Annotated in this window: 24 protein-coding genes, 4 tRNA genes and 2 pseudogenes; 18 read left to right on the forward strand and 12 right to left on the reverse strand. The window is 69.5% G+C overall.

Annotated features, from left to right (window positions below; all coding sequences use genetic code 11):
* Both ON31_RS32730 and ON31_RS32735 read left to right on the forward strand, forming a co-directional pair.
* Positions 1–742: pseudogene (locus tag ON31_RS32730) on the forward strand (hypothetical protein); the annotation flags it as partial.
* Positions 727–1308, forward strand: a complete 582-nt coding sequence (locus ON31_RS32735; RefSeq protein WP_039819115.1) for a helix-turn-helix transcriptional regulator — start codon at positions 727–729, stop codon at positions 1306–1308. The pseudogene ON31_RS32730 and the gene ON31_RS32735, both read left to right, overlap by 16 nt.
* 213 nt (positions 1309–1521) lie before the next feature.
* Here the strand turns inward: ON31_RS32735 and ON31_RS32740 are convergent, their stop codons facing one another.
* The gene (locus tag ON31_RS32740) at positions 1522–1944 is read right to left on the reverse strand and encodes an Hsp20/alpha crystallin family protein (RefSeq protein ID WP_029924201.1); all 423 of its coding nucleotides are present in this window, start codon (positions 1942–1944) and stop codon (positions 1522–1524) included.
* Between the two features lie 163 nt (positions 1945–2107).
* Between ON31_RS32740 and ON31_RS32745 the strand changes: the two genes are divergently transcribed.
* Positions 2108–2416, forward strand: a complete 309-nt coding sequence (locus ON31_RS32745; RefSeq protein ID WP_029924200.1) for a MerR family transcriptional regulator — start codon at positions 2108–2110, stop codon at positions 2414–2416.
* Between the two features lie 33 nt (positions 2417–2449).
* Here ON31_RS32745 and ligD read toward each other — a convergent pair whose 3' ends face one another.
* On the reverse strand, positions 2450–3424 hold the full coding sequence (gene ligD / locus ON31_RS32750) for a non-homologous end-joining DNA ligase (protein WP_039819118.1): 975 nt from the start codon (positions 3422–3424) through the stop codon (positions 2450–2452).
* A 148-nt stretch (positions 3425–3572) separates the two neighbouring features.
* Here ligD and ON31_RS32755 point away from each other — a divergent pair, with 148 nt between their 5' ends.
* Genes ON31_RS32755 through ON31_RS32765 form a run of 3 tightly spaced genes read left to right on the forward strand, consistent with a single transcriptional unit; the run spans position 3573 to position 7251 of the window.
* Positions 3573–4187 (forward strand): TetR/AcrR family transcriptional regulator, encoded by a 615-nt coding sequence (locus ON31_RS32755; RefSeq protein WP_051038221.1) that lies wholly within the window; start codon positions 3573–3575, stop codon positions 4185–4187.
* Positions 4153–4899: an ABC transporter ATP-binding protein gene (locus ON31_RS32760; protein ID WP_051038222.1), complete on the forward strand. Its 747-nt coding sequence runs from the start codon at positions 4153–4155 to the stop codon at positions 4897–4899. The genes ON31_RS32755 and ON31_RS32760 overlap by 35 nt, the downstream gene beginning before the upstream one ends.
* 6 nt (positions 4900–4905) lie before the next feature.
* A complete protein-coding gene (locus ON31_RS32765) occupies positions 4906–7251 on the forward strand; it encodes an ABC transporter permease (protein WP_039819119.1) in 2346 nt (781 codons plus the stop codon).
* A gap of 5 nt (positions 7252–7256) precedes the next feature.
* Here the strand turns inward: ON31_RS32765 and ON31_RS32770 are convergent, their stop codons facing one another.
* A complete protein-coding gene (locus ON31_RS32770; RefSeq protein ID WP_255222355.1) occupies positions 7257–7676 on the reverse strand; it encodes a GtrA family protein in 420 nt (139 codons plus the stop codon).
* A 141-nt stretch (positions 7677–7817) separates the two neighbouring features.
* Positions 7818–9059: a cytochrome P450 gene (locus ON31_RS32775; RefSeq protein WP_039819120.1), complete on the reverse strand. Its 1242-nt coding sequence runs from the start codon at positions 9057–9059 to the stop codon at positions 7818–7820.
* Positions 9060–9322: 263 nt separating this feature from the next.
* Here ON31_RS32775 and ON31_RS32780 point away from each other — a divergent pair, with 263 nt between their 5' ends.
* Positions 9323–9790, forward strand: coding sequence for a hypothetical protein (locus ON31_RS32780; protein ID WP_147287147.1), 468 nt, complete (start codon positions 9323–9325; stop codon positions 9788–9790).
* Between the two features lie 19 nt (positions 9791–9809).
* Here ON31_RS32780 and ON31_RS32785 read toward each other — a convergent pair whose 3' ends face one another.
* Complete coding sequence (locus tag ON31_RS32785) at positions 9810–10424, reverse strand: alpha/beta hydrolase family protein (protein WP_029924180.1); 615 nt, start codon at positions 10422–10424, stop codon at positions 9810–9812.
* A 265-nt stretch (positions 10425–10689) separates the two neighbouring features.
* Between ON31_RS32785 and ON31_RS32790 the strand changes: the two genes are divergently transcribed.
* The gene (locus ON31_RS32790; RefSeq protein WP_039819121.1) at positions 10690–11073 is read left to right on the forward strand and encodes an Rv0313 family protein; all 384 of its coding nucleotides are present in this window, start codon (positions 10690–10692) and stop codon (positions 11071–11073) included.
* Positions 11074–11080: 7 nt separating this feature from the next.
* Here the strand turns inward: ON31_RS32790 and ON31_RS32795 are convergent, their stop codons facing one another.
* The 3 genes from ON31_RS32795 to ON31_RS32805 form a co-directional block, all read right to left on the reverse strand.
* On the reverse strand, positions 11081–12412 hold the full coding sequence (locus ON31_RS32795; protein ID WP_063821604.1) for a TerD family protein: 1332 nt from the start codon (positions 12410–12412) through the stop codon (positions 11081–11083).
* A 410-nt stretch (positions 12413–12822) separates the two neighbouring features.
* Complete coding sequence (locus ON31_RS32800; protein WP_039819122.1) at positions 12823–14487, reverse strand: bifunctional 3'-5' exonuclease/DNA polymerase; 1665 nt, start codon at positions 14485–14487, stop codon at positions 12823–12825.
* 72 nt (positions 14488–14559) lie between these two features.
* A complete protein-coding gene (locus tag ON31_RS32805) occupies positions 14560–15099 on the reverse strand; it encodes a hypothetical protein (RefSeq protein WP_039819123.1) in 540 nt (179 codons plus the stop codon).
* A 168-nt stretch (positions 15100–15267) separates the two neighbouring features.
* Here ON31_RS32805 and ON31_RS32810 point away from each other — a divergent pair, with 168 nt between their 5' ends.
* Positions 15268–16164, forward strand: a complete 897-nt coding sequence (locus ON31_RS32810; protein ID WP_051038224.1) for an alpha/beta fold hydrolase — start codon at positions 15268–15270, stop codon at positions 16162–16164.
* Positions 16165–16183: 19 nt separating this feature from the next.
* Here the strand turns inward: ON31_RS32810 and ON31_RS32815 are convergent, their stop codons facing one another.
* Entirely contained in the window at positions 16184–17362 is a 1179-nt protein-coding gene (locus tag ON31_RS32815) for a hypothetical protein (protein ID WP_039819124.1), read from the reverse strand.
* Positions 17363–17747: 385 nt separating this feature from the next.
* Between ON31_RS32815 and ON31_RS38345 the strand changes: the two are divergent.
* From ON31_RS38345 to ON31_RS32830, 4 genes and pseudogenes are all read left to right on the forward strand, one after another.
* Positions 17748–17924 (forward strand): annotated as a pseudogene (locus ON31_RS38345) (hypothetical protein); the annotation flags it as partial.
* A gap of 25 nt (positions 17925–17949) precedes the next feature.
* Positions 17950–18339, forward strand: coding sequence for an enoyl-CoA hydratase-related protein (locus tag ON31_RS38350; protein ID WP_370450427.1), 390 nt, complete (start codon positions 17950–17952; stop codon positions 18337–18339).
* 172 nt (positions 18340–18511) lie between these two features.
* Positions 18512–19621, forward strand: a complete 1110-nt coding sequence (locus ON31_RS32825) for a flavin-containing monooxygenase (protein ID WP_039819127.1) — start codon at positions 18512–18514, stop codon at positions 19619–19621.
* A 52-nt stretch (positions 19622–19673) separates the two neighbouring features.
* Entirely contained in the window at positions 19674–21311 is a 1638-nt protein-coding gene (locus ON31_RS32830; RefSeq protein ID WP_051038225.1) for a LuxR family transcriptional regulator, read from the forward strand.
* Positions 21312–21351: 40 nt separating this feature from the next.
* Here the strand turns inward: ON31_RS32830 and ON31_RS32835 are convergent, their stop codons facing one another.
* Positions 21352–21783 (reverse strand): SRPBCC family protein, encoded by a 432-nt coding sequence (locus ON31_RS32835; protein WP_051038226.1) that lies wholly within the window; start codon positions 21781–21783, stop codon positions 21352–21354.
* Positions 21767–25183 carry an ATP-binding protein gene (locus ON31_RS32840; RefSeq protein ID WP_039819128.1) on the reverse strand — a complete coding sequence of 1139 codons (3417 nt, stop codon included), beginning with the start codon at positions 25181–25183 and terminating at the stop codon, positions 21767–21769. Before ON31_RS32840 ends, ON31_RS32835 begins: the two co-directional genes overlap by 17 nt.
* Positions 25184–25329: 146 nt before the next feature.
* On the opposite strand from ON31_RS32840, the gene ON31_RS32845 reads away from it, so the two are divergent.
* Together ON31_RS32845 and ON31_RS32850 are read left to right on the forward strand one after the other, a co-directional pair.
* On the forward strand, positions 25330–25698 hold the full coding sequence (locus ON31_RS32845) for a nuclear transport factor 2 family protein (protein ID WP_039819185.1): 369 nt from the start codon (positions 25330–25332) through the stop codon (positions 25696–25698).
* Between the two features lie 5 nt (positions 25699–25703).
* Positions 25704–26054 carry a cupin domain-containing protein gene (locus ON31_RS32850; protein ID WP_039819129.1) on the forward strand — a complete coding sequence of 117 codons (351 nt, stop codon included), beginning with the start codon at positions 25704–25706 and terminating at the stop codon, positions 26052–26054.
* A 124-nt stretch (positions 26055–26178) separates the two neighbouring features.
* Here ON31_RS32850 and ON31_RS32855 read toward each other — a convergent pair.
* A tRNA-Val gene (locus ON31_RS32855) sits at positions 26179–26250 on the reverse strand.
* Positions 26251–26621: 371 nt separating this feature from the next.
* Here ON31_RS32855 and ON31_RS32860 point away from each other — a divergent pair.
* The 3 genes from ON31_RS32860 (at position 26622) to ON31_RS32870 (ending at position 26887) form a co-directional block, all read left to right on the forward strand.
* Positions 26622–26694, forward strand: a tRNA-Gly gene (locus tag ON31_RS32860).
* A gap of 23 nt (positions 26695–26717) precedes the next feature.
* Positions 26718–26788: transfer RNA gene (locus ON31_RS32865), tRNA-Cys, on the forward strand.
* Between the two features lie 24 nt (positions 26789–26812).
* Positions 26813–26887, forward strand: a tRNA-Val gene (locus ON31_RS32870).
* Positions 26888–26922 lie beyond the last annotated feature (35 nt).

Raw genomic sequence — 26922 nt, forward strand, 5'->3', positions numbered from 1 at the left:
GCTGCGCCGCGCCGCCGAACTCACCGCTCCCGGCCCGCAGCGCGACGGAAGATTGCTGGCGGCGGCCGGAGCCGCCCTCACGGCCGGTGCGCCGCGACTGGCCGAACAGCTGCTCGACCGGCTCACCCCGGATCTCGGCATCGCCGCGCTCGACGCCTACGCCATGCGGCTGCGCGGTTTCATGCATGTGATCCTGGGCCGGGAGGGTGCGGTGCCGCTGCTCTTCGACGCCGCCACCGTCTTCGCCGCCACCGATTCCCGCGCCGCGCGCGATACGTTGCTGGAGGCATTCGACGCGGTCATCGTGGTCGCCCGGATCGGTCCGGGGGTGAGCGCGCGGCGCATCGCCGAGGCCGCGCTCACCCTGCCGCCCGCTCCCGGCGCACCGTTCATCGCGGACCTGCTGCTCGACGCCCACGCCGAACTGGTGGGCCGCGACTACGCGGCGGCGGTGCCGCTCATGCGGCGCGGGTTGGCGGCCATGCTGGCCGAGGGCGCGGAGGACGGCGATGCCGCCCGCTGGTTCCTGCTGGGTGTGCTGCTCGCGATCGAACTCTGGGATATCGACGCCCTGGGCGCGTGCTCACGCCGCTACGCCGCGACGGCCCGCCGGCACGGCGCGCTGCGCATGCTCCAGGCCGCGACCCACGGGCTGGCCACTACCCTGCCGCCCGGCAGGCGGCGCTCACCGTATTCGACGAGGACCCACCGCATTTCGGCAACACGGTGCTCCCCGACCTGATCGAGGCGGCCGTGCGCTGCGGTGACACCGCGACCGCCGCACAAGCCCTGGACCGCTTGGCCCGGCGCGCGAGCGCGAGTGGAACCCCGTGGGCGCTGGGTGTTCTCGCTCGCGGGCGCGCCCTGCTCGCCGACGACGCCGAGGCGGAGCGGTACTACCGCGAGGCCCTCGAGCTGCTCGGCTCCACGCCGCTGACCACCGAGATCGCGCGCACCCGGCTGCTCTACGGTGAATGGCTGCGCCGCCGCCGTCGCCGCCGCGATGCCCGCGATCAATTGCACGGCGCCCATGAGCTTTTCCTCGATATGGGTGCGAGCGGTTTCGCCGAACGGGCCCGCACCGAATTGGCGGGCACCGGCGAGACCGCCCGCGAGCGCAGCCCCGGCTCCGCCCGGCGGCTCACGCCCCGGGAGCTCCAGATAGCCCACCTGGCCGCCACCGGCATCACCAATCAGCAGATCGCCGCCGAACTGTTCCTGAGTACCGCCACCGTCGAATACCACCTCCGCAAGGTCTTCCGAAAACTGGATGTCACTTCCCGCAGGGAACTGCCCCGGCAGCTCTGACCCGCCCGTGCGCCGAGTCGCTCACCCGGCGGCGGGCGGGTGTCATGACGGCGTCCCACCATGACGCCAGCGGGCTGGGTTCGGGCCAGTGCACCACCGGCACGTCCCCGGACTCTGTTGCGGCCGTGTCTCTTCGGCGCACGGCCGGGGTCCGGGGCGAGTGGTCGAGACGGCCGTGGGCGCGAGGCATCGCTGTCATGGCGCGGTCGCGGGTCAGGCGTTGATGGCCTGGTGCTCGCGATCGTGGCGGGTGACCTCGATCTTGCGGGGCTTGGCCTGTTCGGCGACCGGGATGGTCAGCCGCAGCACGCCGTCGCGGTAGTCGGCCTGGATGCGGTCGGTGTCGAGGTTCTCGCCCAGGAACAGCTGGCGGCTGAAGACGCCGCGGGTGCGTTCGGCGGCGATCATCGAGCGGCCCGCGTCCAGTTCCGGGCGGGAGGCGCGCACGGTGATCACATTGCGCTCGACGTCCAGGTCGAGGGAGTCCGGGTCGATGCCGGGCAGGTCGAACTCCACGAAGAACTCGTCACCGTCGCGCCAGGCATCCATCGGCATCACGGCCGGTCGGGCTGATGTGCCGAAAACCTGCTGCGTCAGTCGATCCAGGTCACGGAAGGGATCGGTACGCATCAGCATGGTCGCCACCTCCAACTCACTCCATTCTCGATCGAAGAGTTATCAGATAATCTCTGTCATCTGACAGAGATATTATTTAGCACTCTGGCCATGAGAGTGCAAGACGGATGGAGAGGTAATCTCGAGGCAGGTGAACATGCGGGAGAACGGGGAGACGAACAGGATGCTGGGGCGCGAGCAGGGCCACTTTCCGCCGTCGGGACAGGCGGTGTACGCGATCTCGGTGGCCGCCGAACTCTCCGGCGTCGGAGTGCAGACCTTGCGTCTGTACGAGCAGCACGGGCTGATCACCCCCGCACGCAGCGCCGGGGGCACGCGGCGCTACAGCGGTGACGATCTCGCCCGGCTGGCCCGCATCATCGCCCTGGCCGGGGAGGGCATCAACCTGGCGGGGATCGGGCGCATACTCGACCTGGAGGACGCCAACTCCGCTCTCACCGCCGAACGCGACCGGCTGCGCGACCAGCGCTAGCGGGCGGGACCTGGGATACGGACCGGACCCGGCTCAGCCGTCGGCGTCCTCGTCGAGGTCCACCTCGACCCGGTCGCGGTCGACCCACTCCAGCAGCGGCGCGATATCGAAGACCGCCTCGTCGATACCGGCGTGCAGATCGCCGAGTTCCGCGTAGCGGGCGGGCACCGTGGCCATGGTGAAATCGCGCGGATCGATCTCCGGGATCTCCGCCCAGCGCACCGGCGTGGAGACCGTCGCCGCCGCCACGCCGCGCACCGAGTACGCGGCCGCGATGGTGTGATCGCGCGCGTTCTGGTTGTAGTCGACGAACAGCATGGCCGGATCGCGGTCGCGCCGCCACCACGCGGTGGTCACATCGTCGGGGGCGCGGCGTTCCACCTCCCGCGCGAAGGCGAGCGCGGCCCGGCGCACCTCCTGGAATCCGTAGCGCGGCTCGATGCGCACGTAGACGTGCAATCCCTTGCCGCCGGAGGTCTTCGGCCAGCCGACCGCGCCGAGTTCGTCGAGTATCTCGTGCACGACACCGGCCACCCGGCGCACCCGCGACCATGGGCAGTCCGGCATGGGATCCAGGTCGATCCGCCATTCGTCGGGCAGTTCGGTGTCGAAGCGCCGGGAGTTCCAGGGGTGGAACTCCACGGTCGACATCTGCACCGCCCAGATCACGTCGGCCAGTTTCTCGACGCACAGTTCGTCGGCGGTGCGGCCGTAGCGCGGAAAGTACAGCCGCACGGTGGGTATCCAGTCCGGGGCGCCGCCCGGCAGTCGCTTCTGGTGCACCTTTCCCCCGGGCAGGCCCTTGGGAAAGCGGTGCAGCATGCACGGCCGGTCCCGCAGCGCGTTGACGATGCCGTCACCCACGCTCAGGTAGTACCGCACGAGATCGAGCTTGGTCGCCCCGGTCTCGGGGAAGTACACCCGGTCCGGGTTGGATACGCGCACCGCGTGCTCGCCGACCGTCAACTCCACGGCAGGTGCCGACTTGCTGGCCACCCGTCCGACCATAACGGGCGAATCGCCCCCACGCGTGTCAAAACACGGCCGCCCGGTATTCCAGCGCGACGATCGGGTAGTTCCCGAACGTCGCGGGATGTGGTAATTTGGGCGAACGCCCAAGGCAAATGCCCAAGCATCAGGGCGCATCGAGAGACCCATGGCAACGGCGATCGAACAGGGCAGACAGACACGCGCCCGGCTGATGGCGGCCGCGGTGGAACTGATCGTCGAACGCGGCTGGGGTGCGGTGACCACCCGCATGGTGGCCGACCGCGCGGGCGTGCGACCCGGACTGGTGCACTACCACTTCCCGTCGGTCACCGACCTGCTGATCGAATCGGCCCTGGACGTGGCCCGCACCGAATTCGACGCCGTCATGGCGCGATTGACCGAGGTGGACGGCCCGGAGGGGATGCGCCGCGTGCTCGCCACGGTCGGCTCCTACTCCGCCACCGATCCCTCGATGGTGGCCCTGAGCGAGATGATGCTCGCCGCCACCCGGCACCAGCGGCTGCGCGACGAACTCGGCCGCTTCGTCGCCCAGGCCCGCGCCGGGCTCACCGACTGGTTCCGCGCCCAGCCCGGCGACGCCGATCCGGAGGCCACCGCCGCCGCGGTGCTGGCGCTGCTCGACGGCTTGATACTGCACCGCCTGATCGACCCTACGCTGGCCGCCGTGGATGTGACGGGTCCGCTGCTACGCGCCGCGGGACTCACCGACGACGAGGGGAAATCCCATGTCCGACAACACGACAGCGCACCCGACGACTGATGCTCCGCGCGGCGGAATCCGCCTGCGCGGGGTCGGCAAGACCTACGGCACCGGCGAGGCCGCCGTGCACGCCCTCACCGACGTCGATCTCGATATCGCGCCCGGCGAACTGGTCGCGGTGCTCGGGGCCAGCGGCTCCGGCAAGACCACCCTGCTCAATATCGCGGGCGGAATCGAAACCGCCGATACCGGCACCATCGAGGTTGCCGGACAGGACATCTCGCGACGCCACCCCGCCTCCCTCGGCGAATTCCGGCGCGACCACATCGGATTCGTCTTCCAGTTCTTCAACCTCATCCCGAGCCTCACCGCCCGCGAAAACGTCGAGGTCATCATCGAATTGACCGGCCGCGGCAACCGCCGTGCGGTTCCGGACCTACTGGCGTCGGTCGGGCTGGGCGAGCGCGCCGACCACTTCCCGGCGCAGCTGTCGGGCGGGCAGCAGCAGCGGGTGTCCGTCGCTCGCGCCCTGGCCACCGACCCGGACCTGCTGCTGGCCGACGAGCCCACGGGCGCACTGGATGTCGCCACCGGCCGCGAGGTACTGGTGGTCCTGCAGGAGACCAGCCGAGCGGGCCGCGGTGTGGTCATGGTGACGCACAACGAGGCCGCCGCCGCCATCGCGGACCGGATCGTGCGCATGCGGGACGGGCGGGTGGTCGCCAGCGACCCCAATCCCGAGCCCGCCGACGCCGCGACGATTCGGTGGTGAGCACCCATGCTCCGACATCCGGTGCTGTTCAGAAAGATTCGTCGCGAGTTGCGGCGGCGGCCCGCGCAGGTCGTCGCCATCGCCGTCACGGTACTGCTGGGCGTGCTGCTGTTCATCGCCAGCTACGACTCGTTCCGCAACCTCGAAACCTCCTACAACCACACCTACGACCGGCTGCACCTGGCCGACTACACCGCCAGCGGTGGTGATCCGGAGGCGCTGGCGGCGGCCGTGCGCGGCCTGGACGGCGTCGACCGGGTAATGGTCCGCACCCAGGCCGATGTGCCGTTCACCATCGGTGACACCAAACTGCTCGGCCGTGTCACCGGTCTGTCCGCACCCGGCGCACCGGCGGTCGACGAGATCGACCTCACCAGCGGCACCCTCCCGAACCCCGAGCGTCCCGAGGTGGTCCTCGAACACCATGCCGCCGATACCTTCGGACTCGGTGCGGGCGACAGCTTCCGGATCTTCGACGGCGACTCCTGGCAGTCGGTCACCGTCAGCGGCGTCGCCCGCTCGGCGGAGTACCTGTGGCCCGCGCGCAGCCGCCAGGAGGTGCTGGCCGATCCGCACTCCTTCGCGGTCGCCTTCGCCCCGCAGTCCCGGGCACTCACGCTGACCGGGCGGCCCGGTCCGAATCAGACCCTGGTCGAGATGTCGGATGCCGCGACCGATGCCGAGCGGGACCGGGTCACCGCCGCATTGCGTTCGGCCGGGGCGACGGCGATCGAACCGCAGTCCGAGCAGCCCTCCAATGCCGCTCTGCGCGAGGATCTTTCCGGCTTCTCCAGTATCGCCGTCGGCTTTCCGGCGCTGTTCCTGACCGCCGCCGCCATCGCCGAGTACATCCTCATCACCCGACTGGTGCAGACCGAACGCCCGATCATCGGCACCGTGCTGGCCATGGGCGCGAGGCGGCGCACGGTCGTCGGCCACTACGTCACCTACGGTGTCGCCATCACGATCGCGGGCGCGGTGCTCGGCGTGCTCGGCGGGTTCGTGGCCACCTCGGCGGTGACCTCGGCCTACACCTCCACAATCGGTATTCCGGACACCGTGGTCGAGCACCGGATCGACACGGCCGCCATCGGTTTGGCGCTGGGGTTGCTGGCCGGGCTGATCGCGGCGCTCGCACCCGCCGTCGCGGCGGCGCGCACGGCTCCCGCGCAGGCCATGCGCGGTGACGGCGGCGTGCCCACGCGTCCGGGGGCAGTCGCGCGACTGTCGGCACGCTGGACCCGGGTGCCCGTGGTCGTCCGGATGGCCGCGCGCTCCATGGCGCGTGGCCGCCGCCGCACCCTGGCCACCATGACCGGCACCGTGTTGGCGCTGGTACTGATCCTGACCTCCGTCGGGATGATCACCAGCATGCGCAATGTGCTGCACCTGCAATTCGATGTCATCGAATTGCAGGACGCCACCGTGCTGGTGGACGGCCGCGACCCTCGACTCGCGGACGCGCTGTCGGCGGTACCCGGCGTCGTCGCGGTGGAAGCGGGCAGCATCACGCCGGTAACGCTTGCCGCCCACGGGAATTCGTACTCGACCACACTCAACGGCCTGCCACCCGACACCACCATGCACGGCTTCCGCACCGCCGCGGGTGCTTCCGGCCTGCCCGCCGAGGGCCTGATCACCGGGAGCGCGCTCGCCGACCGCCTGGATGTCGCGGTGGGCGACACCCTCACCGTCACAACGGCTTTCGGCGCACCACAGGATATCCGACTGGCCGGGCTGGTCGACGAGCCGCTGGGCACCTTCGCCTACGCCAGCAGCGATACCGCGGAACGGATCGGCGGCACCGGCATGCGGGGGTATCTGCTGCGCTTCGCCCCCGACGCCGATCGCGACGCGGTGCGCGCGGCCGTCACCGGCATGCCCGGCGTCGCCGCGTATACCGACACTCACGCCCTCCAGGCCCAGTTCGACCAATTCCTGGGTCTGTTCTGGATTTTCGTCATCGTCATGCTGGCCCTGGGTGCCGTGTTGGCCTTCACCGTCATCTACGTGACCATGACGGTCAGCTTCACCGAGCGCACCATCGAACTCGCCACGCTGCGCGCCACCGGCGTCCCCGCCCGCCGCATCACCGCCATGCTCGCCCTGGAGAACCTGGCCGCCACGGCACTCGCCGTTCCCATCGGCTTGGCCGCCGGCCTGCTGTCCGCCTGGGCGTTCCTGAACTCCTTCGACAGCGACATGTTCGATATCGAACTCACCCTGGGCTGGATCGCCCCATTCCTCGCGATCGCCGCGGTACTGGCCGCGGCGGCACTGTCCCAGCTACCGGGCACCCGCATGGTCCGCGGCATCGACGTCGCCCGCGTCGTGCGCGAACGTGCCCAGTAGTCGTGTCAACGGCGAAAGACCAGCCAGCGCATGCAGGCGTACAGGTAGACGCCTTCGCCGAGGCCGCCGACCATGCGGGCCAGGTGGTATTCCACGCCGAGAGCCGCCATACCGCTGGTCACGCCCAGGATGAAAACCAGATAGTTCACCGTCACCACCACGATGTAGACGGCCAGTTGTGGGCCGACGGGGGCGTGCGAGGAGAAGTTGAGTATCCGGTTCAGCAGGAAGCTGGTGGCGAATGCCGTGACGTACCCGAGGGTGACCGAGACCGGCAGCGGCAGGCCCAATCCCGTGTGCAGGGCGGTGATCAGCAACAGGTCGAGGGTGAAGGTGCAGGCGCTCACCAGCAGGTAGCCGACGAAGGTCGGGGGCACCACGCGGGCCAGTCCGAACGGCAGACGGGCGGCAACCCCCCAGCTCACCCGGTGAAACCACCGTACCGGGGCCGAGTCGCTGGGCCGCGCCGCCGGGATGTCGATCCGCACCCCGTTCACGGTGTCAGCGACAGGTGGCGACCGGGTGATCACGAAGCCAACAGCGGTTGTGCGCTCGGTGGTGCCCGATTACCAGGGCTCCGGCAGCGGTGGGGCGGGCGTGAAGGTGACCGGAAGGGCGGTCAGGGCGCGATGGAACGGTCCGGGCCGCCAGGACAGTTCATCCGACGGTACCGCCAGCCGGATGTCCGGGAGGGCGTCGAGGAGCTGGTCGATGGCCTCCTGGGCGATGAGGTACGCCAGCGAACTGGCGGGGCAGGCGTGCGGACCCGCGCCGAAGGCCAGATGGGAGCGGTTGCCCGCGAGCTGCCCGGAGCGGATCTCCGGATCGGTGTTGCAGGCCGCCATACTGATGACGACCGGCTGATGCGCGGGCAGCCAGACATTGTCGAGCACGACGGGCTGCCGCGGAAAGCTGATGCAGAAGTTGGCCATCGGCGGATCGTCGAACAGCACCTCGTCCAGGGCGTCGCGGGTGGACAGGCTGCCGCCGAGCACGTCCCCGCCGAAGCGGCCGTCGAGCAGAATCAGCAAGAGCGCGTTGACGATCAGGTTCTGCTGCGGCTCGATGCCCGCGCCGTAGAGCGTGGCCAACTGATGCACCATCTCGATATCGCTGAGGTCGGCGGGGTGGCGCAGCAGCCGGGTGGTGATGTCGTCGCCGGGCTGCGCCCGCTTCTGCCGGGCCAAGCGCGACAGGGCGTCCACGAGCAGACCGTTGCCGCGGTCGGCGCCGATGCCCTCGAAGATGGCGCGCAACCCCTCGGCCGCTTGCGCGGCGATATCGACCGGACAGCCGAGCAGATGGTTGAGCACGTCGAATGCCAGCGGGAAGGCGTAATCGCGCACCAGATCCGCCGCACCGGCCACGCAGATCTCATTGATGAGCGGTACCGCGATCTGCTCCACGACACCCGGCAGTGCGAACTGGTCGATACCGGCCAAGCCCGCGGTATTGGCCTGCCGGTAGCGCGCGTGCGCGGCACCGGCATTGCGCAGGGCATTGGGCCGCCACTGCATCATCGGCAGGACCGGGCAGTCGGCGGGCACGCTCTCCTGCCATATCCGCGGATCGGCCGGAAAGCGGTCCGGATCATTGAAAATCCGCACCGCCGTGCGATATCCGAGCACCAGGGTGGCGGGTATACCCGGGGCCAATTCCACGGGTGCCATCGCCCCGAACTTCTGTCGCATCTCCCGGTAGGCCCGATGCGGGTCGGCGGCGAATTCCGGAGCGTACAGCGGTACACGCGGTCCGACCACCTCGAACGGCGCGGTATGCGACGGATGGACGGGCAGCGAATCTGACATCGACAAGTGACTCCCCGCGGTGCACGACACGTCACCGCTGCCGAACACCGCATATCCCGGACGCGGACCGGGGCCACCCTACCGACGCGGTTGCCCGAATGTGCCGGAATCGGCGAGGATTTTTCGTGTAAGCCCCCTAGGCGGAAAACCCGCCTTTCCGCCGTATAGTGATAGTTTCTGGCTATGGTCGAACGGACCTGATACCCAATGCGCATCACAGGGAGAAGCCGGTGTGCACGGCTGCGAAGGTTGCCGCCGCACGAATGTGCGGAGTAATTCTCGGACTCGTCGTCTGCGTGTTCGGCGCGGGCGCGGCCCACGCCGAGCGCGCGCCCGGCCCGATACTGGTCGGGGACACCGCGTATTTCGCCATGGGCGGGTGGAACTGTTCGATCCGCTCGACCGGCGCCGTGGGCTGCGACCTGGAGGTTCCGGCCGCGTCGATGAACGTGCTCTTCGCCGGTATGCAGATTCCGCTGCCCCATGTGCCCGCCATCGTCATCGATTCCGTCATGTGGCCCGCGCATCCCCAATGGAACTCCCATGGCAGTCATACGCTGCCCGGCGGGAATCCGCCGCTGCCGCGACTCGCGGCGGTGAACTTTCACGACCCGAGGATGTCGGTCACCCATGCCGGGGCGACCTGCCAAATCACTTTCACGGGTGCGGCCGTGTGCACCTCGATGGGGCATGGATTCAGTCAATGGGGACCGGTGCCGCATGGCTACTGATCCCCATGACCGCTACCGGTTACCGGTACCAGACGCCGGAATCCCAAGGGCCGTAATTCCACACGTTGAAATCGTAACGACTGTGCGCACCACCGAAGAAGTAGCCCCACCAGCCCGCGGAGGTATCGCAGATCTGATCGTCACGGTTGCACACAGTCAGCACCGGAAAGCCGCCGAACCAATCGTCGACACCGGCCAGCGGATATCCGACGATGCCACTGCCGGGAGTCGACGACAATCCGCCCCACCCGGGGCCGGGAGCCCGTTTCGGATCGGACAGCAGAATGGCGTTGGCATTGCCGACATCCTGATGCGCGGTGACCCAGGCGTGCAGGATGCCCGCGCCCTCACTGTGTCCGATGAGCCGGATGTGGTCACCCGGGCACTGATTGCGATGCGACCAGAACAGCCGGTCGAGTTCGTTCAACCCCGACATCGGGTCGAGCGAGTTGTAACCGACGGGCTGATTCACGAACGGGACGAACACCGACGATGTGTTGTCCCCGAGGCCGCCGATTCCGATGGCCCAGTCGCCGCCGCAGGGATCGGCGTGCGCGGTCGGGCTCATCGGGTGTGCGATGGAAAGGAAAAATGCCAGCAGTAATGCGGCGAAGAGCGCCGTTGCTCTACGCATGGTCGTAACTTTCTGAAATTGTCAGGACTCCGGGTCCGGCCCGGCTTCAGCCCCGGGTACCCGGAAATTGCTGGTGTTCTTGATTCCTGGCACAACGGTTACACAGGCCGTGCGCTCCGATGCCATTACGCGATGTCGTGGGCCGACGGCCCCATCCGGGTCCGGACTTGCCGGACATTTTCCGGGCCGGGCACCCTGGCGCGGACCGCGCCGCGCGAGGACACTGAGGGCGTAGCGCCGAATTCGTCCCCCAGGAGTAGATGCGATGGCGAACAACGGGCCCTTCGGGGTCGATCCGGAAGACTTCGAACGCGCCCTGCGGGAGGCGGGCATCGAAATCCGCGACCTGCTCGACAAGGCGTCGGAGTACCTCGACCGCACCAGCGCGAATCCGCTGACATCCCTGCTGGGCCAGTTCGTCGCGCCACAGCGGCCCCGGCCGCCGCAGCCGGAGGGCGAGACCACCGGCGAGACCGGCAGCGGAGTGTGGGCCATCTACACCATCGAGGAAGACGGCGGGGCGCGGGTGGACCAGGTGTTTCCCAATGAACTCGAGGCCCTGCGCGCGCACCGCGACAACACCGACGCTCGCCGCCGGGTGCGCTTCCTGCCCTACGGGGTGCCCGCCAGCGTGCTCGACACCCCGTGAGGGTCGTTCAGTCCTTGCCGCGACCGGCTCGAATGTCGAAGCCCCAGTTGTAGAGTCGGGCGATCTCGGCGACACCCGCCCCCGGCTGCCCGGCGGGCGGCCGGATGAAGGTGCACTCGCGACGAACGACCAGTTCGCCGTTGATGTTCTCGATGACCGCGAGGACCGCGTCGCGGGAATCGTCGACGCAGCCGTCCAAGGTCATCTCGATCGGGGCGCTGTTGACCGGGTACAGGGTCGCGGTCGCCTGCACGCCCCGGAAATCCCTGGCGCCCTCGTAGATCGAGGTGAACACCAGGATGCGGCGGAAGAATTTGGTGAAATCCAGGTTGATGTCGAGGTTTTCACCGGTGGCGCTGGAGCCGGTGCGGTCGTCCTGGTCCAGTCGGATGAACGGCGGGTTGTGCAGGTCGCCGAAGCGTCGGTCCAGGGCGCGCACGGAACCGATCGCGCCGTTGATCAATTCGTAGAAACAGCACAGATCCAGGTCCAGGCTGTTGCGTTTGCGGCCGAACAGACCCGCGCCACGGGCGGTGGTCCAGTTCAGGTTGACCCGCATGGTGCCGCCGGTGACGCCCGATTTGGTGAGCGAGACGGTGGGGGCTTCCTTGGTCAGCGAGATTTTGGTCAGGTTGACCGGAGCCGGTGGCGGGGTGTGTTGCGGCGGGGGTGGTGCGAACTGCTGCTGGGGCAGCGGCGTGGGCTGCTGCTGGGGCGGCGGCGGTGTGTGCCGCTGCTGGGGCGCGGGCGGCGGTGGCGCGTACTGCTGCTGAGGCTGCGGCGGTGTGTGCCGCTGCGGCGTATGCGGCTGTGCGGGGGCGGGTTCGTCATCGACGGAGATGCCGAAATCCGTTGCCAGTCCCGCCAATCCGGAGTCGTACCCCTGTCCGACGGCCCGGAATTTCCAGGCACCCTGCCGCCGGTACAGCTCACCGAGTACGAAGGCGGTCTCGGTGGTGGCGTCCGCGCTGTCGAAACGCGCCAGTTCCGCGCCGTTCGCGGCATCGAGCACCCGCACGTACAGGCCCCGGAACTGCCGGAAGGTCCCGCCGGTCGTGGAGGCCGCGAGCACGATGGTCTCGATCTGCGGCTCGACCTGCGCCAGCCGCACCGACAGCACATCCAGCACCGTCGGCCCGTGCTGCTTGCCCTCGTGACCGACCGCGCCGGACGGATGCGCGGGCTGGTTGTAGAACACGAAATCGGCGTCGGAGCGGACCTTTCCGCCCACCAGCAGCAGCGCCGACGCGTCGGCATCCGGAACACCCTGGCCCGCTTGCCATCCCAGTTCGACCCGCACCGCGTTCGCCGGGACCGCTACATTGGCCCCCTTCATCATCCCCACGGCAGTCAACATATACGATCCGGCCGCTCATCGCCCCCGACACCGTGGAGTTCCGCCGACGCGACGTCGGCCATCGCCCACGGCACCGTGGAGTGCCGCCGACGCGAAGCGCTCATCGCCCCGGCACCACGGAGTTTCACCGACGCGACGTCGGCCATCGCCCACGGCACCGTGGAGTTCCACCGACGCGACGTCGGCCATCGCCCACGGCACCGTGGAGTTCCACCGACGCGAGGCGCTCATCGCCCCGGCACCATGGAGTGCTGCCGACGCGACATCGCCCCTGTCGACGGACTCCCCGACCGTGCTGGACCTTCGGCCGACCCGCGACGTCGCCGTGGTCTGTCACGGACCGGTGGCGCACCCGTCCTCGGCGGGCATCCACGCACCCGAGGTCTCCCCCCTCATTTGGCGTCGCCGTAGCACTCCACCACCGCCGTGGTGAACGGAAAGCGCACCGGGGTGCGGCCGAACGCGATCCGGCCCGCGGTGTCCGCCGCCTCGGTGATCGCCGTGGCGACCGTCGCCGCCTCCTCCTCCGGACAGTGCACGATCACCTCGTCGTGCTGGAAGAAGACCAGTTCCGCGCGCAGCCCCGCGCGGTGCAGGGTGTGCCGCAGGCCCGCGAGTACGAGCAGCGTCCAGTCGGCGGCACTGCCCTGCACCACGAAATTGCGGGTGAACCGGCCGCGGGCGCGGGCGGCGGCGCTACCGCCGTATCCGCCGGACCGGTCCCGCTCGGCGTCGGTCTCGTGGTCGACGGCGGCGGCGGGCGGGCAGGTGCGGCCGAGCCAGGTGCGCACCAGGCGGCCCTCCACACCGGCATGGGCCGCATTGTCGACGTACGCCATGGCGGCCGGATAGCGGCGGCGGAGTTCGGCGATATGGGTGAGGGCGTCCCCCGAGGTCTGGCCGTAGAGCGCGCCCAGCATGGCGAGTTTCGCCTGGGCGCGGTCGCCGCCGAAGGCGCGGGCCGCCAGATCCGCGTACATGTCCTCGTCGCGCCCGGCCACCTCCATCAGTCCCGGATCGCGCGAGATCGCGGCGAGCACCCGCGGCTCCATCTGATCCACGTCGGCGACCACCAGTCGCCAGCCCGGATCGGCGCGGATGGCGGGCCGGATCACTTTCGGAATCTGCAGCGCGCCACCTCCATTGGTGGTCCAGCGACCGGTCACCGTGCCGCCGGGCAGATATTCGGGCCGGAAGCGACCGTCGCGCACCCACTGGTCGATCCAGGACCAGCCGTGCGCGGTGTGCAGGCGATACAGCGATTTGTAGGCCAGCAGCGGCGCGACCGCCGGATGGTCGATCTCCTGGAGCTCCCATTTCCTGGTGGAGGACAGTGAGATTCCGGCACGGCCGAAGGCGCGGATGATGTCCTGGGGCAGGTCCGGCCGGACCCGCGCGCCGAAGGCCCGTGACACGGCGTCGGCCAGCTCGGCCATGCGCCGCGGTTCCGTCCCGCCCGAGACGCGTTCGCCCAGCATCGAATCGAGTAGTTCACGGTGGATATCGGCCCGCCACGGTATGCCGGCGCGGGACATCTCCGCGGCCACCAGCATGCCCGCCGATTCGGCGGCGAGCAGCAGCCACATCCGTTCCGGGTGCTCGGTCCGCGCCACCCGGGCCACCTGCCCCGCGTAGACCTCCAGCAACGCCGTCAACTCGTCGGTGTCGGGCGGGAGCGGCACCGGACCCGAGTCGAACAGGGTGGGCTCGGTGTCGGCGGCGCGGGCGGGCGCGTCCGGCGGCACCGGCAGCCCGCGCGACCGCGCCCAGGCGGCCGCCAGGGAGCGCGCCTGCCCCGACTGCCCCTCCTCGTGCCCGATCAGCAGCGCCTCGGCGGCTTCCACGTCGTAGCAGCGTTCGACCCGCACGCCCGCCGCGAGCAGACGCCGATAGATCTCGCCGGTGGATCGCCAGACCCAGCGCTGCACCTCCGGGCGCGAGCGCACCGCATCGGCCAGTGCGGGCTCGTGCACCACCGGACCCGCGGGTCGGCCGTCCGGACCCAGCGGACACAGACGTGCCCCGCCGTCACCGGACTCCGCCACCGCCCATCGCATGGTCAGAGTCTCGCACCGGGCACGGACATCCTTCGCCCGTCCACCGTGGGACGGGCTCGGCGGCGCGTCGGTTCAGAGCACCTTCACGCTGAGCACCTGGTAACTGCCGCCGCGGTAGCCGCCCATGATGCAGCCGGTGACGGCCGCCGGACTCACCTCCGGAGGTGCGGTCACGACCTGCAGCATCTTGCCCGACCCCAGGCCGCCGACGATCTTCAGATGATTGGTCGCCTGCTGACCAAGCGTCCACTCCCAGGAGCCGATCACATGGCTGTTCACGCCGTTGTCCCAGATGACGAGCAGATCGGCACGTCCACCGCGACTGCCGTAACAGGTCGCGGCCGGTTCGAAGGTGGTGCCGATGATGGTTCCGACCCCGATATCGTCGGGAGCCCCGTAGCAGCCCACCAGGTGGCCACCGATATTGCTGGCCACCGGTGCCTGGGAGCTGCCCGTGATCCCCGGTCCGTTCGCCTGCCAGGCGATCGAGCCCGCCGTGCAGCCGCCGCTGTCGAGTTCCGGCTGAGCCGATGCGATGCCGCCGGTGCACACCCCGGCGACCGAGAAACCCGCCGCCACCGCGGCGATGAGCGAACCTCGAAGAGTCGACATGTCCCACACCTCTCTGGAGATCATCGTTGATCGAACAAGAGCGGCTTCAACATCGTCTGATTCGAGATTAGGCAGCGACGATCCGGCGCGCAATCGGGGTACGGGTAGTGCGATCCCGATTGATGTGACACGCTGTTACGTCAATACCGTGAGCACAAGGAGGTGCACATGTCGACCGCCGCCGACCCATCCGCACGCGACCAGGACGACAGCCCGCGCCGCATCACCGCCTTCCACCGCGACGGCCTGACCTTCCCCGTCACCGATTCCGGTCCGCTCGACGGCGCGCCGGTCCTGCTGCTGCACGGCTGGCCGCAGGACTCGCGCAGCTGGGACGCGGTGGCTGCCGCCCTGAATCGGCATGGCTACCGCACCTTCTCGCCGAACATGCGCGGCGCCAGCCCCACCGCCGCACCCCGCTGGCGCTGGTCCTATCGACTCGACGAACTGGCCCGGGACGTGCTGACCATGGCCGACGCGATCGGACGGCCGGTGCACGTGGTCGGCCACGACTGGGGCGCGGCCGCCGCCTGGGCCGCAGCCACCGACGGGCAGCACCGAATGCGTTCTCTCACCGCCCTTTCCGTCCCGCACCCGACCGCGTTCCTGCGCGCCATGCTCACCAGCCGCCAAGCCCTGGCCTCCTGGTACATGTACGTCTTCCAGCTCCCCCTGCTCCCGGAACTGATGGTCCGCACCCCGCTGTTCCGCCGCATGCTGGAACGCACCGGCCAACCGGCCGATGTCGCCCGGCGCGACGGAAACCGCCTGCGCGACAGGACAATCGCCCGCGGCGGCCTGCACTGGTACCGCGGCATGCCCTTCTCCGCCCCCGGCCGCCTCCGCGCCCGCGTCACCATCCCCACCCTCCAGATCTGGAGCGACGGCGACACCGCCGTCCTCGCCACCGGCCCGAAACTGTCGAGCCGCTACGTGGATGGCCCCTTCCGCTTCGAGGTGCTGCCCGGGGTCTCCCATTGGATCCCCGACGAGGCACCCGAGACCGTAACTCGGCTGCTGGTCGAGCATTTCGAGGCGAACAGGAGCGGAGACGACGCACCGTAGGGCGGGACCGGTCACTGCCTCATGACGCGCCGCCACGACGCGCCAGCCAGACCGCACACGCCGCACATGCGCCCGCGACGATCAAGCCGGGGACGACCAGGTCCGGACGCGGGACGAACGGCGGCGGTGGCGTAACCGCCCAAGCGATGAGGGTATGCGACGACTCCGCCACGGTCCCCGACTGCGGGTAGACATCCGGCCGGTACGCCCAGTCGGTCACCGTGGGAATCGAATCCGCGTCTGTTCGCGACGACAGTTCACGCGCCGTCAGCACTGCCAGCATCGGCAGCACGGACCAGCCCGCGAGCAGTGCGGGCTCCGCGAGTACCACGGACGCACCGGCCATCGCGATGGCGAACAGCACCAGCGCACCGGCGCCGAGCCGCACCCAGCCGAGGTCGGAGAGCTGGGACAGTGCGGCCCCCACGGCCGCGACGGCGCACACCCCGACCGCGAGCGCCGGTTGCCCCACTCGCCAGCCTGCGGTGAGGCCGCCGACCACCGCGGCGCAGCCCACGGCGAACCCGGCGGCCGACGACTCCCGATCCCATCCGGGATCGACGACCACCAATGCCGCCGCGGCCGTCATAGCCGCCAGTGCCACGGCCGACCGCTCCGGCAGCCATCGGGTGCCCGCCACGCACACCGCCACCGCCAACGCGGCCGCCGCCCACGGCAGCCATCCCGTTCCAGCCCACCACCACACGACCAATAACGCCGCGACCGCCAGTCCGACGCCTACCGCCACCGACGGACCCGAAACCTGTGGTTCGACGCGTTCACCACGCCACCACCACATCGCCGCCAGCAACGCACCGACCAGCACGAGCGCCACCAGCAACTGCCACGACTGTCCGTTCACGCCCACCGCCGACGGAAAATCGCGGTACCGATAGCGTTCGGAATCGACGAGATTGTCCACCTGGTAACCCAGCACCACGGCCGCGATCAGAGCACCGAAGAACCAGATCCGCGCCGACCCGAGCACTACCGCCGGCACGATCAGCGCCCCGAACCCCACCCCGAACGCGATCGGAAACTCGTCCCACTCGTCCGGAGCCGGCAACGCCGCCACGGCGCACAACACGGCGACCCCGCCCAGCCCCGCCCCGAACACCACCGCGTACCGGACCCGCCCCCACTCGAACAACCACACGGCCACCAGCGCGGTCAGGGCGCAGACCACCGCCACGGTCATCGCGGCACTCCCCTGACCGCCCGCAATCGATCTCCACCCGGCACCCACCGTGCGCTGCACGCCATACCCCGTCCAGGCACCGCCCAGCGCACCGATAACGGCCGCCACCGCTCGTCCCCCGTAACGCACAATCCCTCATCTCGAGTGCGTCTCGCGAATCCTCACCACGCTGCTGTGAAGATCCCTCTGCATCGAGTTAGCAACCCAACGGCTAACCAGTCCGCAACACGATATCCAATGCCGTGCACCGTGGACAGGCGCGAACGACTCATCAGGGCATCCGATACGCGGCGTCCAGCGGAACCCAAGACCACGTATTGACCCCGCCGTGACAGATTGAGAATCTTTGAGCTTCATCTACTCAACTACGGCGGGAGAAACCGATATGGCCGACGACGGCGGACGCTTCGGCGAGGAGACGTATTCGACGATCACCTATGCGGTCGAGGAGGCCGTCGCGACCATCACGCTCGCTCGCCCGCACGCCCGCAACGGCTTCACGCTCACCATGGCCGATGAGCTGGGCGCGGCGCTGACGGCCGCGGACCGGGACGATGCGGTGCGGGTGGTCCTTCTGACTGCGCAGGGTGAATACTTCTGCGTCGGCATGGATTTCGCCGAACCGTCGATCGGCGACCACCACGCGCCGGACTGGGACGAGCCCGCACGCCGCCGGCCTGATCACCAGCGTGCACTCCCCCGACGACCTCCTGCCCGCGGCCTACGCGCTCGCCCGCGAACTAGCCGTCGCCATCGCCCCGAACTCCGCCGCCGTCATCCGCCGGGCCCTGGTGGCCATGGCCGCCCACGGCAGCCCCGAAGCGGCCTTCGCCCTCGACAAGAAGACGATCCCGCACGCCTCCACCAGTCCCGATCTGGCCGAAGGAATCTCCTCCTTCCTGGAGAAGCGTCCACCCCGGTTCACCGGCGTCGCCGCCACCGACCTGCCGGACCTGGCCGCCTGGTTGAATCGGTAGCGCCGCGCGGCCGACGCGACCACCCCGCGCCCACCCGTTCCGGCCCCCGAGCACGTCATCTGCGCATATCCACCCATATCGAGTGGGACGGGAATGGGTGGATCGGCCGATGTGCGACCGGGCGGTGCACCCATAGCGTCGGTGTCCTCACCAGCACGTCAGGGAGGCCGCCATGGTCACGCAACATATCGAGACGCTCATCATCGGGGCCGGACAGGCCGGACTGTCGACCGGACACCACCTGCGGCGGCTCGGGCGACCGTTTCTGATCGTCGACCGCGACAAGCGGATCGGGGACAACTGGCGCAGGCACTACGACTCGCTGCGGCTCTACACCCCCGCCAAGTACACGCGCCTGCCCGGCATGCCGTTCCCGGCGGCCGACCGCTGGAGTTATCCGAGCAAGGACGAGGTGGCCGACTTCCTGGAGCGGTATGCGCTGCACCAGGAGCTGCCCGTGCGCATGAGCACCGGGGTGGACCGGCTGACGGCGCGCCCGGGAGGCGGCTACCGCGCCCGGATCGGCGCGGACACGATCACGTGTGACAACGTGGTCGTCGCGACGGGCACCTTCGGTCGCACCCCGTATCGGCCGGAGTTCGCATCGGAACTGGATCCCGGCATCACCCAACTGCATTCGAGCGAGTACCGGCGGCCGGACCAGCTCCGGGAAGGTCCGGCGCTGGTTGTCGGCGCCTCGCATTCGGGGACCGATATCGCGTATGAGCTGGCCGCCACGCGCCCGACGATCCTGTGTGGGCGCGATTGCGGGCAGATTCCCTTGCGCTGGGACTCGCGCCGGATCAGGGTCGCACTACCGGTACTGGTGTTCCTGTGGCGTCACATCCTCACCCGCCGCACGCCCATGGGCCGCAAGGAGATGCGCGAGGTGCGGTTCCACGGTGGACCGATGCTGCGGGTCAAACGCGCCGACCTCGCCGCGCGCGACGTGCGACGGTCGACCGCCCGGGTGAGCGGAGTCCGCGACGGCATGCCGGAACTGGACGACGGCACCGTGCTGGATGTGCGAAACGTCATCTGGGCGACGGGTTTCCGGCAGGTATTCGACTGGATCGAGGTGCCCGTCATCGGTGCCGACGGCTGGCCGCGGGAGTACCGGGGCGTGGTCGACGAGGCGCCCGGATTGTTCTTCTGCGGCCTCAGCTTCCAGTACGCGTTCTCCTCCATGGTGTTCCCCGGCGTGGGGCGAGACGCGGAGTACGTCGCACGCCGGATCGCCGCGCGGGCGAAGGAGCGGACTGCCCACCGGGAAGCGGCATGAGCCGACCGGCGTCACGCACCGCGCGTATCCTTCCTACCAGGAGTGATGCGCGATGGGCGTGGTCGACAACCTGCTGCGAGCTCGGGAGGCATACGAGCGCCGGGAGTGGCTGGCCGCCTTCGGCACCCTATCCGACCTGGACGCGGACGCACTCGATGGCGACGATTTCACACGCCTGGCGACGGCGGCCTATCTGACGGGACGCACCAATGACTGCGTCCACGCGTTGCAGCGCGCCTACCAGCGGAATCTGGATTCGGGCGAGCCGCTGGCCGCCGTCCGCAGCGCGTTCTGGCTGGCACAGACCTTACTGTTCACCGGGGAGTCCGTCGTCGGCGGCGGTTGGGTGACCAGAGCGCAGCGGTTGCTGGAAGAGGTGCCGGATGATGTGGTCGAGCGCGGTTACGTCCTGGTCGCGGCGATGTTCCGCCATATCTTCGCGGGCGAGTTCCCCGCCGCCGCCCGATGCGCCGACGAGGTCACCGACTACGGACACCGCTTCGCCGAACCGGATCTGACCGCGATGGGACTGTGCGCCCAGGGCAGATTGGCGCTGTACTCCGGTCACGTTCGGGAGGGGCTGGCGCTGCTGGACGAGGCGATGACCTGCATTACGACCGGCTGCGTGTCGACGATGTTCGTCGGCCACATCTATTGCGCCATGATCGAGGCCTGCCAAGAGATCTCGGACTTCGGCCGGGCCGAGACGTGGACGATCGCATTGACCACCTGGTGTGCCGATCAACCCGGCCTGGTGATGTTCACCGGCCAGTGCGCCGTGCACCGTGGCCAGCTGATGCGCATGCACGGCGCCTACGACGCGGCGCTCGAGGAGTTCGAGCTCGCGATACGCCGCTACACCGACACCGAGGCTCCTGCCGCCGCGGGTTTGGCCATGGCCGAACGAGCGGATGTGCTGCGCATTCGGGGCGCGTACGACGAGGCCGACCACGCCTACCATGACGCGCTGGCCTTCGGTCACGAGCCACAGCCCGGACTGGCGCTGCTCTGGCTGGCCCGCGGCCGACAAGCGGCCGCCCTCGGTGCCGCACGCCGCCTGCTCGCCGAAGCGGACGATCCGGTGCATCGGTCCCGGTTGCTGCCCGCCGCGATCGAAATCCTGCTCGCCGTCGGCGAATCCGAGGAGGCCGCCGAGCTCGGCGTCGAGTTGACCCGGATCGGCGCGAGCTTCGGCTGTGCCGCGCTGCGGGCGATGGCCGGTCACGCCCGAGGTTGTATCGCGACGGTACGCGACGACTACCCCGCCGCCATCACCGAACTGCGCCACGCGGCGCGGATCTGGTCCGAGCTGGGAGCGCCCTACGAGACAGCGCGGTGTCGAGTGGCGATCGGCCGCGCGCTGCGCGCACTCGGCGACGAGGAATCCGCCCGCTCCGAGCTGACCGCCGCCCGCCGCGTCTTCACCGAACTCGGCGCCGCCCCGGCGGAACAGGCGGCCGACGAATTCCTGCGCCCGACCAACCCCTGCGGACTGACCGCGCGCGAGCTGGAAGTGCTGCGGCTGGTGGCCGCCGGACACACCAATCCGGAGATCGCGGCCACCCTGGTCCTCAGCGAGAAGACCGTGGCACGGCACCTTTCCAACATCTTCACCAAGATCGACGTGACCTCCCGGACCGCGGCCGCCGCCTTCGCCTACGAACACAATCTGTACCGCGCCACCGACTGAACGGGGCGAACGACGGTGTGGGCCGTACCCGAGCGCCATGCTAGGCGCGCGGCGAGGCAGACCCGGCGGAGTGGTGTCCGCCTGCCGCGAGCGCGGCCAGGGCGGACACCGAATCCCGGACGATCCTTCGCTGGGTCTCCAGCCGGGCGGCCTCGGTATCCGGCAGCTCGACGTGGACGTGTATGTCGGTGCCGGAAGGTGCGGGCACCAGACGCCACTCGAAGCGCAGGTCCGAGATCAGACAGGATATGATCACGCGGCGGTCGTGCCGGTCGGTGCGCAGCGTCTGGGGCATCGGGAAGTCGGGATAGCCGTCGGGGTACATGGTGTATCGGTCCGGCTGGGCATCCGGTGCGGGATCGACGGATCCGATGCCCGCCCACCATTCGGGGAACCGGCCGGGGTCGTAGAGCAGCTGCCAGACATCCTCTGGAGCGGCGGCGCTGTGCGCGTGGTCATCGAAGCTCGGCATGGTCGCTCCCGGCGGCGTCGACGGATGACAGATCCGCGAGCACAAGGGCGAGCTCACGTTCGGGCTCCACGAAGGCGGCCAGCGGTGGACGGCCCAGATCGACGATGGCCGCCGAATAGCGTTCCCCGGTAAGGCTTCCCGCGTCCACGCGCCGCCGCCAGGCACGCTCCGCCTGCCGCAGGCGCATCACGGCCAGCCCCCGATCATCGCGGGCGAGGGCGATCAGGCCCTGGATGCGCTGCATCCGCGCCACCAGGATGTCGGGAAAGTCGCCCGCCGTCACGGGTTCCAGGGCGACCTCCCGGAGCTCTTCCTCCGCCGCCGTGAGATCTCCCGTGCGGGTCAGCATTTCGGCGCAGTGCAGCCTGGTCAGCGCTCGGCTGATCGGCGCGTCGGAATTCAGCGCCCGCCGGAACTGTGCGATGGCCTCGTCCGGATCCCCGCACGCCCGAGCGAGCAGACCTCGATCGTGCCGCACGAGTCCCGCCAGATCCGCGCTACCGAGACGTTCCGCTGCCGCCGCCGCTCCGTCCAGCGCCGCACGGGCTTCGGGCACCCGGTCGAGCCGCAGCAGCAGCGCGCAGCGACCGGACTGGGTATAGACGACCAGTCGCAGCAGATCGTTCGGCACCACCAGCGACAGGCACCGATCGGCGAAATCCAGCGCCCGCTCGAACTTTCCGGCGCACGCCGCCGCACCCGCCGCATTGATCAGGCAGCTGTACGCCAGATCGGGTCGCCCCGCCCGGTCTGCCGCTGCCGCCGCGTCGAGCAGCGGGCCGAAACTCTCGGTGAACCGACCGGCACGCAGCAGGGCGTGCGCGCGTGCGATCTCCACGTCATGGGAGAGCAGGTCACCGATAGCTCTGCCGTCCATGAGTTCGCCCACCGCACCGAGCAGTTCGGCGACCGCACCCGGGTCACCCGCCACCGATTCGGCCCACGCCAGTCCCGCCAGCACCGCGGCCCGGATGGTGGGATCCGAATCCGTTTCGCGTTCGAGCAGATCCAGTGCCGCACGGTAGGAACGCCGCGACTCGCGCGGATGACAGATACCGCCGCGCAACCACATTCCGCGCCGTAGCCAGGCGGCGACCAACGCGCCGGTGTCCTGCGGCGAGAGCAGCCGCAGCGCCCGGTCGAACGCGGCATCGGAGGCATCCAATCGCCCGCGCCACGCCTCCACCTCACCCAATTCGATCAACGCGTCAGGGTTGTCCGGCTCCACCTCGAGTGCCTCACGAAGGAAGCCGGCAGCCTCGGCGAGCGCCGCCATCGCACGGGCTTCGGCGGCCGCGTGAACAAGGTGGCCGACCGCCAGATCATCGCGACCGGCCTTGCGCAGATGTCCCGCGATCTCGGCGGCGCGCCGTGTGCCCGGCACGCCCCGCGCCCGCAACACAGCGGCCAGATCCTCGTGCATCCGGGCCCGTAGCGGTTCGGCGATATCCTCGTACACCGCCACTCGCAGCCGCTCATGCCGAAACCCGATGGCTCCCTCCCGAATTCGTAACAGCCCCGACCCCAGGGCCTCGGTGGCCGCGCGATCCGCATCGCCCAGCGCGGGCAGGCGCACGATCTCCGCGCGACCCACATCGTGCCCGGCCACAGCCACCAGCTCCACGAACAGCCGAGCGGACCCGCTCAATCGCGCCAACTCCGCCCGAGTCGCAGCACGCAGATCCGTGGCGAAACCTTCGTTGCCGAGGGCGAACTGCCGCGCGGCGGCCACAGCGAGCAGCGGGCTGCCACCCGCCACCGCGATGACCCCCGCCAGCTGCGCCGGGCTCAGCGCGCCGCCCCGCTCAGCAGGATCAGATGCGGAGGACAGCTCAGCCACAGCGATTACCGTGGACGGCTCGGTGGGAGTCCGGTAGGCCGTCGTCTCGGCGGGACCCGTCGCGGCGATCGGTTCGACCCGAGCGTGGGCAGCGGGCATCCCGGTCGCGGTCCGGACCGCGGTGAGCTGTGCGAGGGCACGGATCTCAGCGGAATCCATTGGTCCCAACTCTATTTCGGCCGCCAGGGCGCCCTTGGCGCGGAGTGCGCCCAATACTGCCTCGGCGCGCGGGCTCGGTGGAAGACGGCGGCGGGTGACGACGAAAAGGATTGGCAGGCGGGTGATTCGACGGGTCACGTAGCCCAGGAGGTCCAGGCTGGAGGGGTCGGCGAGGTGCAGGTCCTCCAGGGCGAGCGCCAGCGGGTGGCGTGCGGACAGGGTGCCCAGCAGGGCGATCACCGCTTCGAACAGGCGGATGCGATCGTGCTCCGGTCCGACGGCGGGGGCTCGGCGCGCTACGGCGGGGACCAGGCGGGCGAGATCGGCGACCCAGGGCGCTCCCGGGGGTAGCGGGTCGGTAGCGGCGAGCAGGTCGGTCAACAGTGCCGACCACACCTCGAAGGGCATTCCGCCGGGGCCACCGGCCGCACCGCCCGCGGTCCGGGCGCCGTGATGTGCTGCGGCGTCCAGTATCTCCTCGGTCAGCGCTGTCTTGCCTATGCCGCCCTCGCCCGTGATGGTGGCGACCAGGCCGAGGCCGGTTTCGGTGCGTGCCAGGCACTTTCGCAGTTGCTCCAGTTCACGAGTGCGCCCGATGAACTCCGGACGGGGCTGCACAGGCGGGGTCCACGGGGCGAGCACCGGTTCGTGTGGGCGGAGCCGGTGGATGAGGGCTGTCGTCTCGGCGGAGGGGCGCAAGTCCAGTTCCGTGCTCAATGCCCGTCGCAGACGTGCGTAGGCCGCTATCGCACCCTGCTCGTCCCCGGCGAGGCAGAGGAGCCGGATCAGCTCCCGTCCGGCGCATTCGTTCGCCGGGTCGAGGTCGACGCGCCGACGGGCCCAGCCGATGGCGGCTCGCACACTTCCCTCGGCCCCGGGCTCTGTCTCGGTCCCGGATTCACCCCTGGCCCCGGTCACAGGCCCGGTCCTGATACCGGCCTCGGCGCGAGCGGCCAAGTCGCCCAGCGCCGCGGCCAGCCGACGAGCGTGCTCGGTGCGCAGCTCGAGGACCCAGTCCTCGTGCCACCCGGCCAGCAGTTCGCCACGGCACAGGTCCACAGCCGCGACGCAATCGCCGGAGGTGGCCAAACGATCGAACTCCGCGAGGTCAACCCATGGGTCGCCGCCGAGGCGCACGGTATCGCGGTCCGCTTCGAGGCAAACGCCCGCCGGGCCCAGCGCGGCTCGCAATGCCCACACCGCGCTGCGGAGGCTGGCTCGCGCATTGGCTTCCGGGACCTCCGGCCAGAACTCGCCCGCCAGGCGCGAACGGTGATGCGGGCCGGGGTGGACGGCGAGCCAGGCCAGCAGGGCGCACACGCGTTGCCGCCGATCCGGCAGTTCCACCGATCTTCCGTCGAGTTCGACCCGCAGTGGGCCGAGGACCTGTATCCGCAGCATCGCGCGCCCTCTCCGCGAGACTTCAGTCTCTGCCCCCGGCACCGTGCTGGCAACCCCCGACGTGCTGCCGGATCGGGGTTGACGGGCATTTGACGGAAGCCGCGCACACTTCCTCCGCCAGCGAAAACACCAAGAAGAGGGGCATCATGAGCAGCACCGAAGCCGCCCGGGGATTCGATCTCGACGAATTCCGCCGCAGCACCGAGGAGCGCGATGCGGCGGGATTGCGCGCGCTCTACGCCGAGGACGCGGAGATCCGGCTCATCGACCAGAACAATCCGCCGAGCCACCCGCTCGTCCTGCGCGGCCGCGACCAGATCGGGGCTTATCTGGACGATGTGTGCGGGCGGGAGATGACACATGAGATCCAGCACGCCGTCACCGACGGGGTGACGGTGAACTTCTTCGAGTCCTGCCGGTACCCGGACGGCACCCGGGTGCTGTGCGCGGCCACCCTGGATCTCGCCGACGGCCGCATCATCCGGGAGACCGGCGTCCAAGCATGGGATCAGTGAGCGCGATGAACACCGAACATCGTGATTTCGCCGCACCCGACGAGGTGCGCGCCTTCGAATACGGCCGGGCCGAGATCCTGAAGGTCGGCGGCCGGGAGATCGGCAGGCTCGTCCTGCGACCCGGCTGGCGGTGGTCCGAGCACGTCAAGCCGGTCGCGGGCACGGACTGGTGCCTGGCCCCGCACTTCCAATACCACGTGGCGGGCACGATCCACATTCAGATGGCCGACGGCACCGAATTCGACGCCGGGCCCGGACAGGTCACCGCACTGCCCTCCGGACACGACGCCTGGGTGGTCGGCGACGAGGAGGTGATCCTCGTCGACTGGTGGGGCGCGAGCGATTACGCCAAGTAGCTCAACCGATCTCGACGACCCACCTCCGCCACGCGGGTGCGGCGCGGCTCGAGGACACCGGCTTCGCATCGCCGCCAGAAAACAGAAGAAGCCGTAGGTCACTGACCTACGGCTTCTTCTCGAGTGGTTCTAGCTGGGTTCGAACCAGCGACCCCTCGCGTGTGAGGCGAGTGCTCTCCCACTGAGCTATAGAACCGTAGCCCGCCGCCGGAGCGGCTGTTCGTCTCGGCTCTTCGTGCCGCTCCGAACGAGACAGAACATTAACACGCTCCCCCGGCGTCACACCAAATCGCGTGCATATGGGCACAAAAGGTGGGTTCGACCGGGGCGGCAGGGGACTCGCCCGGGGGTGTCGCCGGTAAGGCAACCGGCGGAGCCTCGCATGGTTCGGTGACCGCCGGACCCCGGATGGGCGAGCACCGTGTGGCGGTGCGTTTGCGGGTGCGTGAACTACACCGGTGTAGTTCGGTTTCACCCCCTCCTACCAGGCGATTTGTTGCCGACGCCGATTGTCGGCTAATGTTCTCTCTCGTCAGCGGGACAGCCGAGAGGCGCCCGAGGTGACATGCGGATGTAGCGCAGCTGGTAGCGCATCACCTTGCCAAGGTGAGGGTCGCGGGTTCGAATCCCGTCATCCGCTCGAGAGGCCAACACGGCCTGCTTGGCGGTGTGGCCGAGTGGTGAGGCAACGGCCTGCAAAGCCGTGCACACGGGTTCGATTCCCGTCGCCGCCTCTTCTTCATGAAGAGACAAGACTCGCGCGATTAGCTCAGCGGGAGAGCGCTTCCCTGACACGGAAGAGGTCACTGGTTCAATCCCAGTATCGCGCACCAAGAAATACCAGATCAGGCCCGGTTTTCACCGGGCC

This window comes from Nocardia otitidiscaviarum NBRC 14405, from assembly GCF_000308635.1.
GTDB classification, from domain to species: domain Bacteria; phylum Actinomycetota; class Actinomycetes; order Mycobacteriales; family Mycobacteriaceae; genus Nocardia; species Nocardia otitidiscaviarum.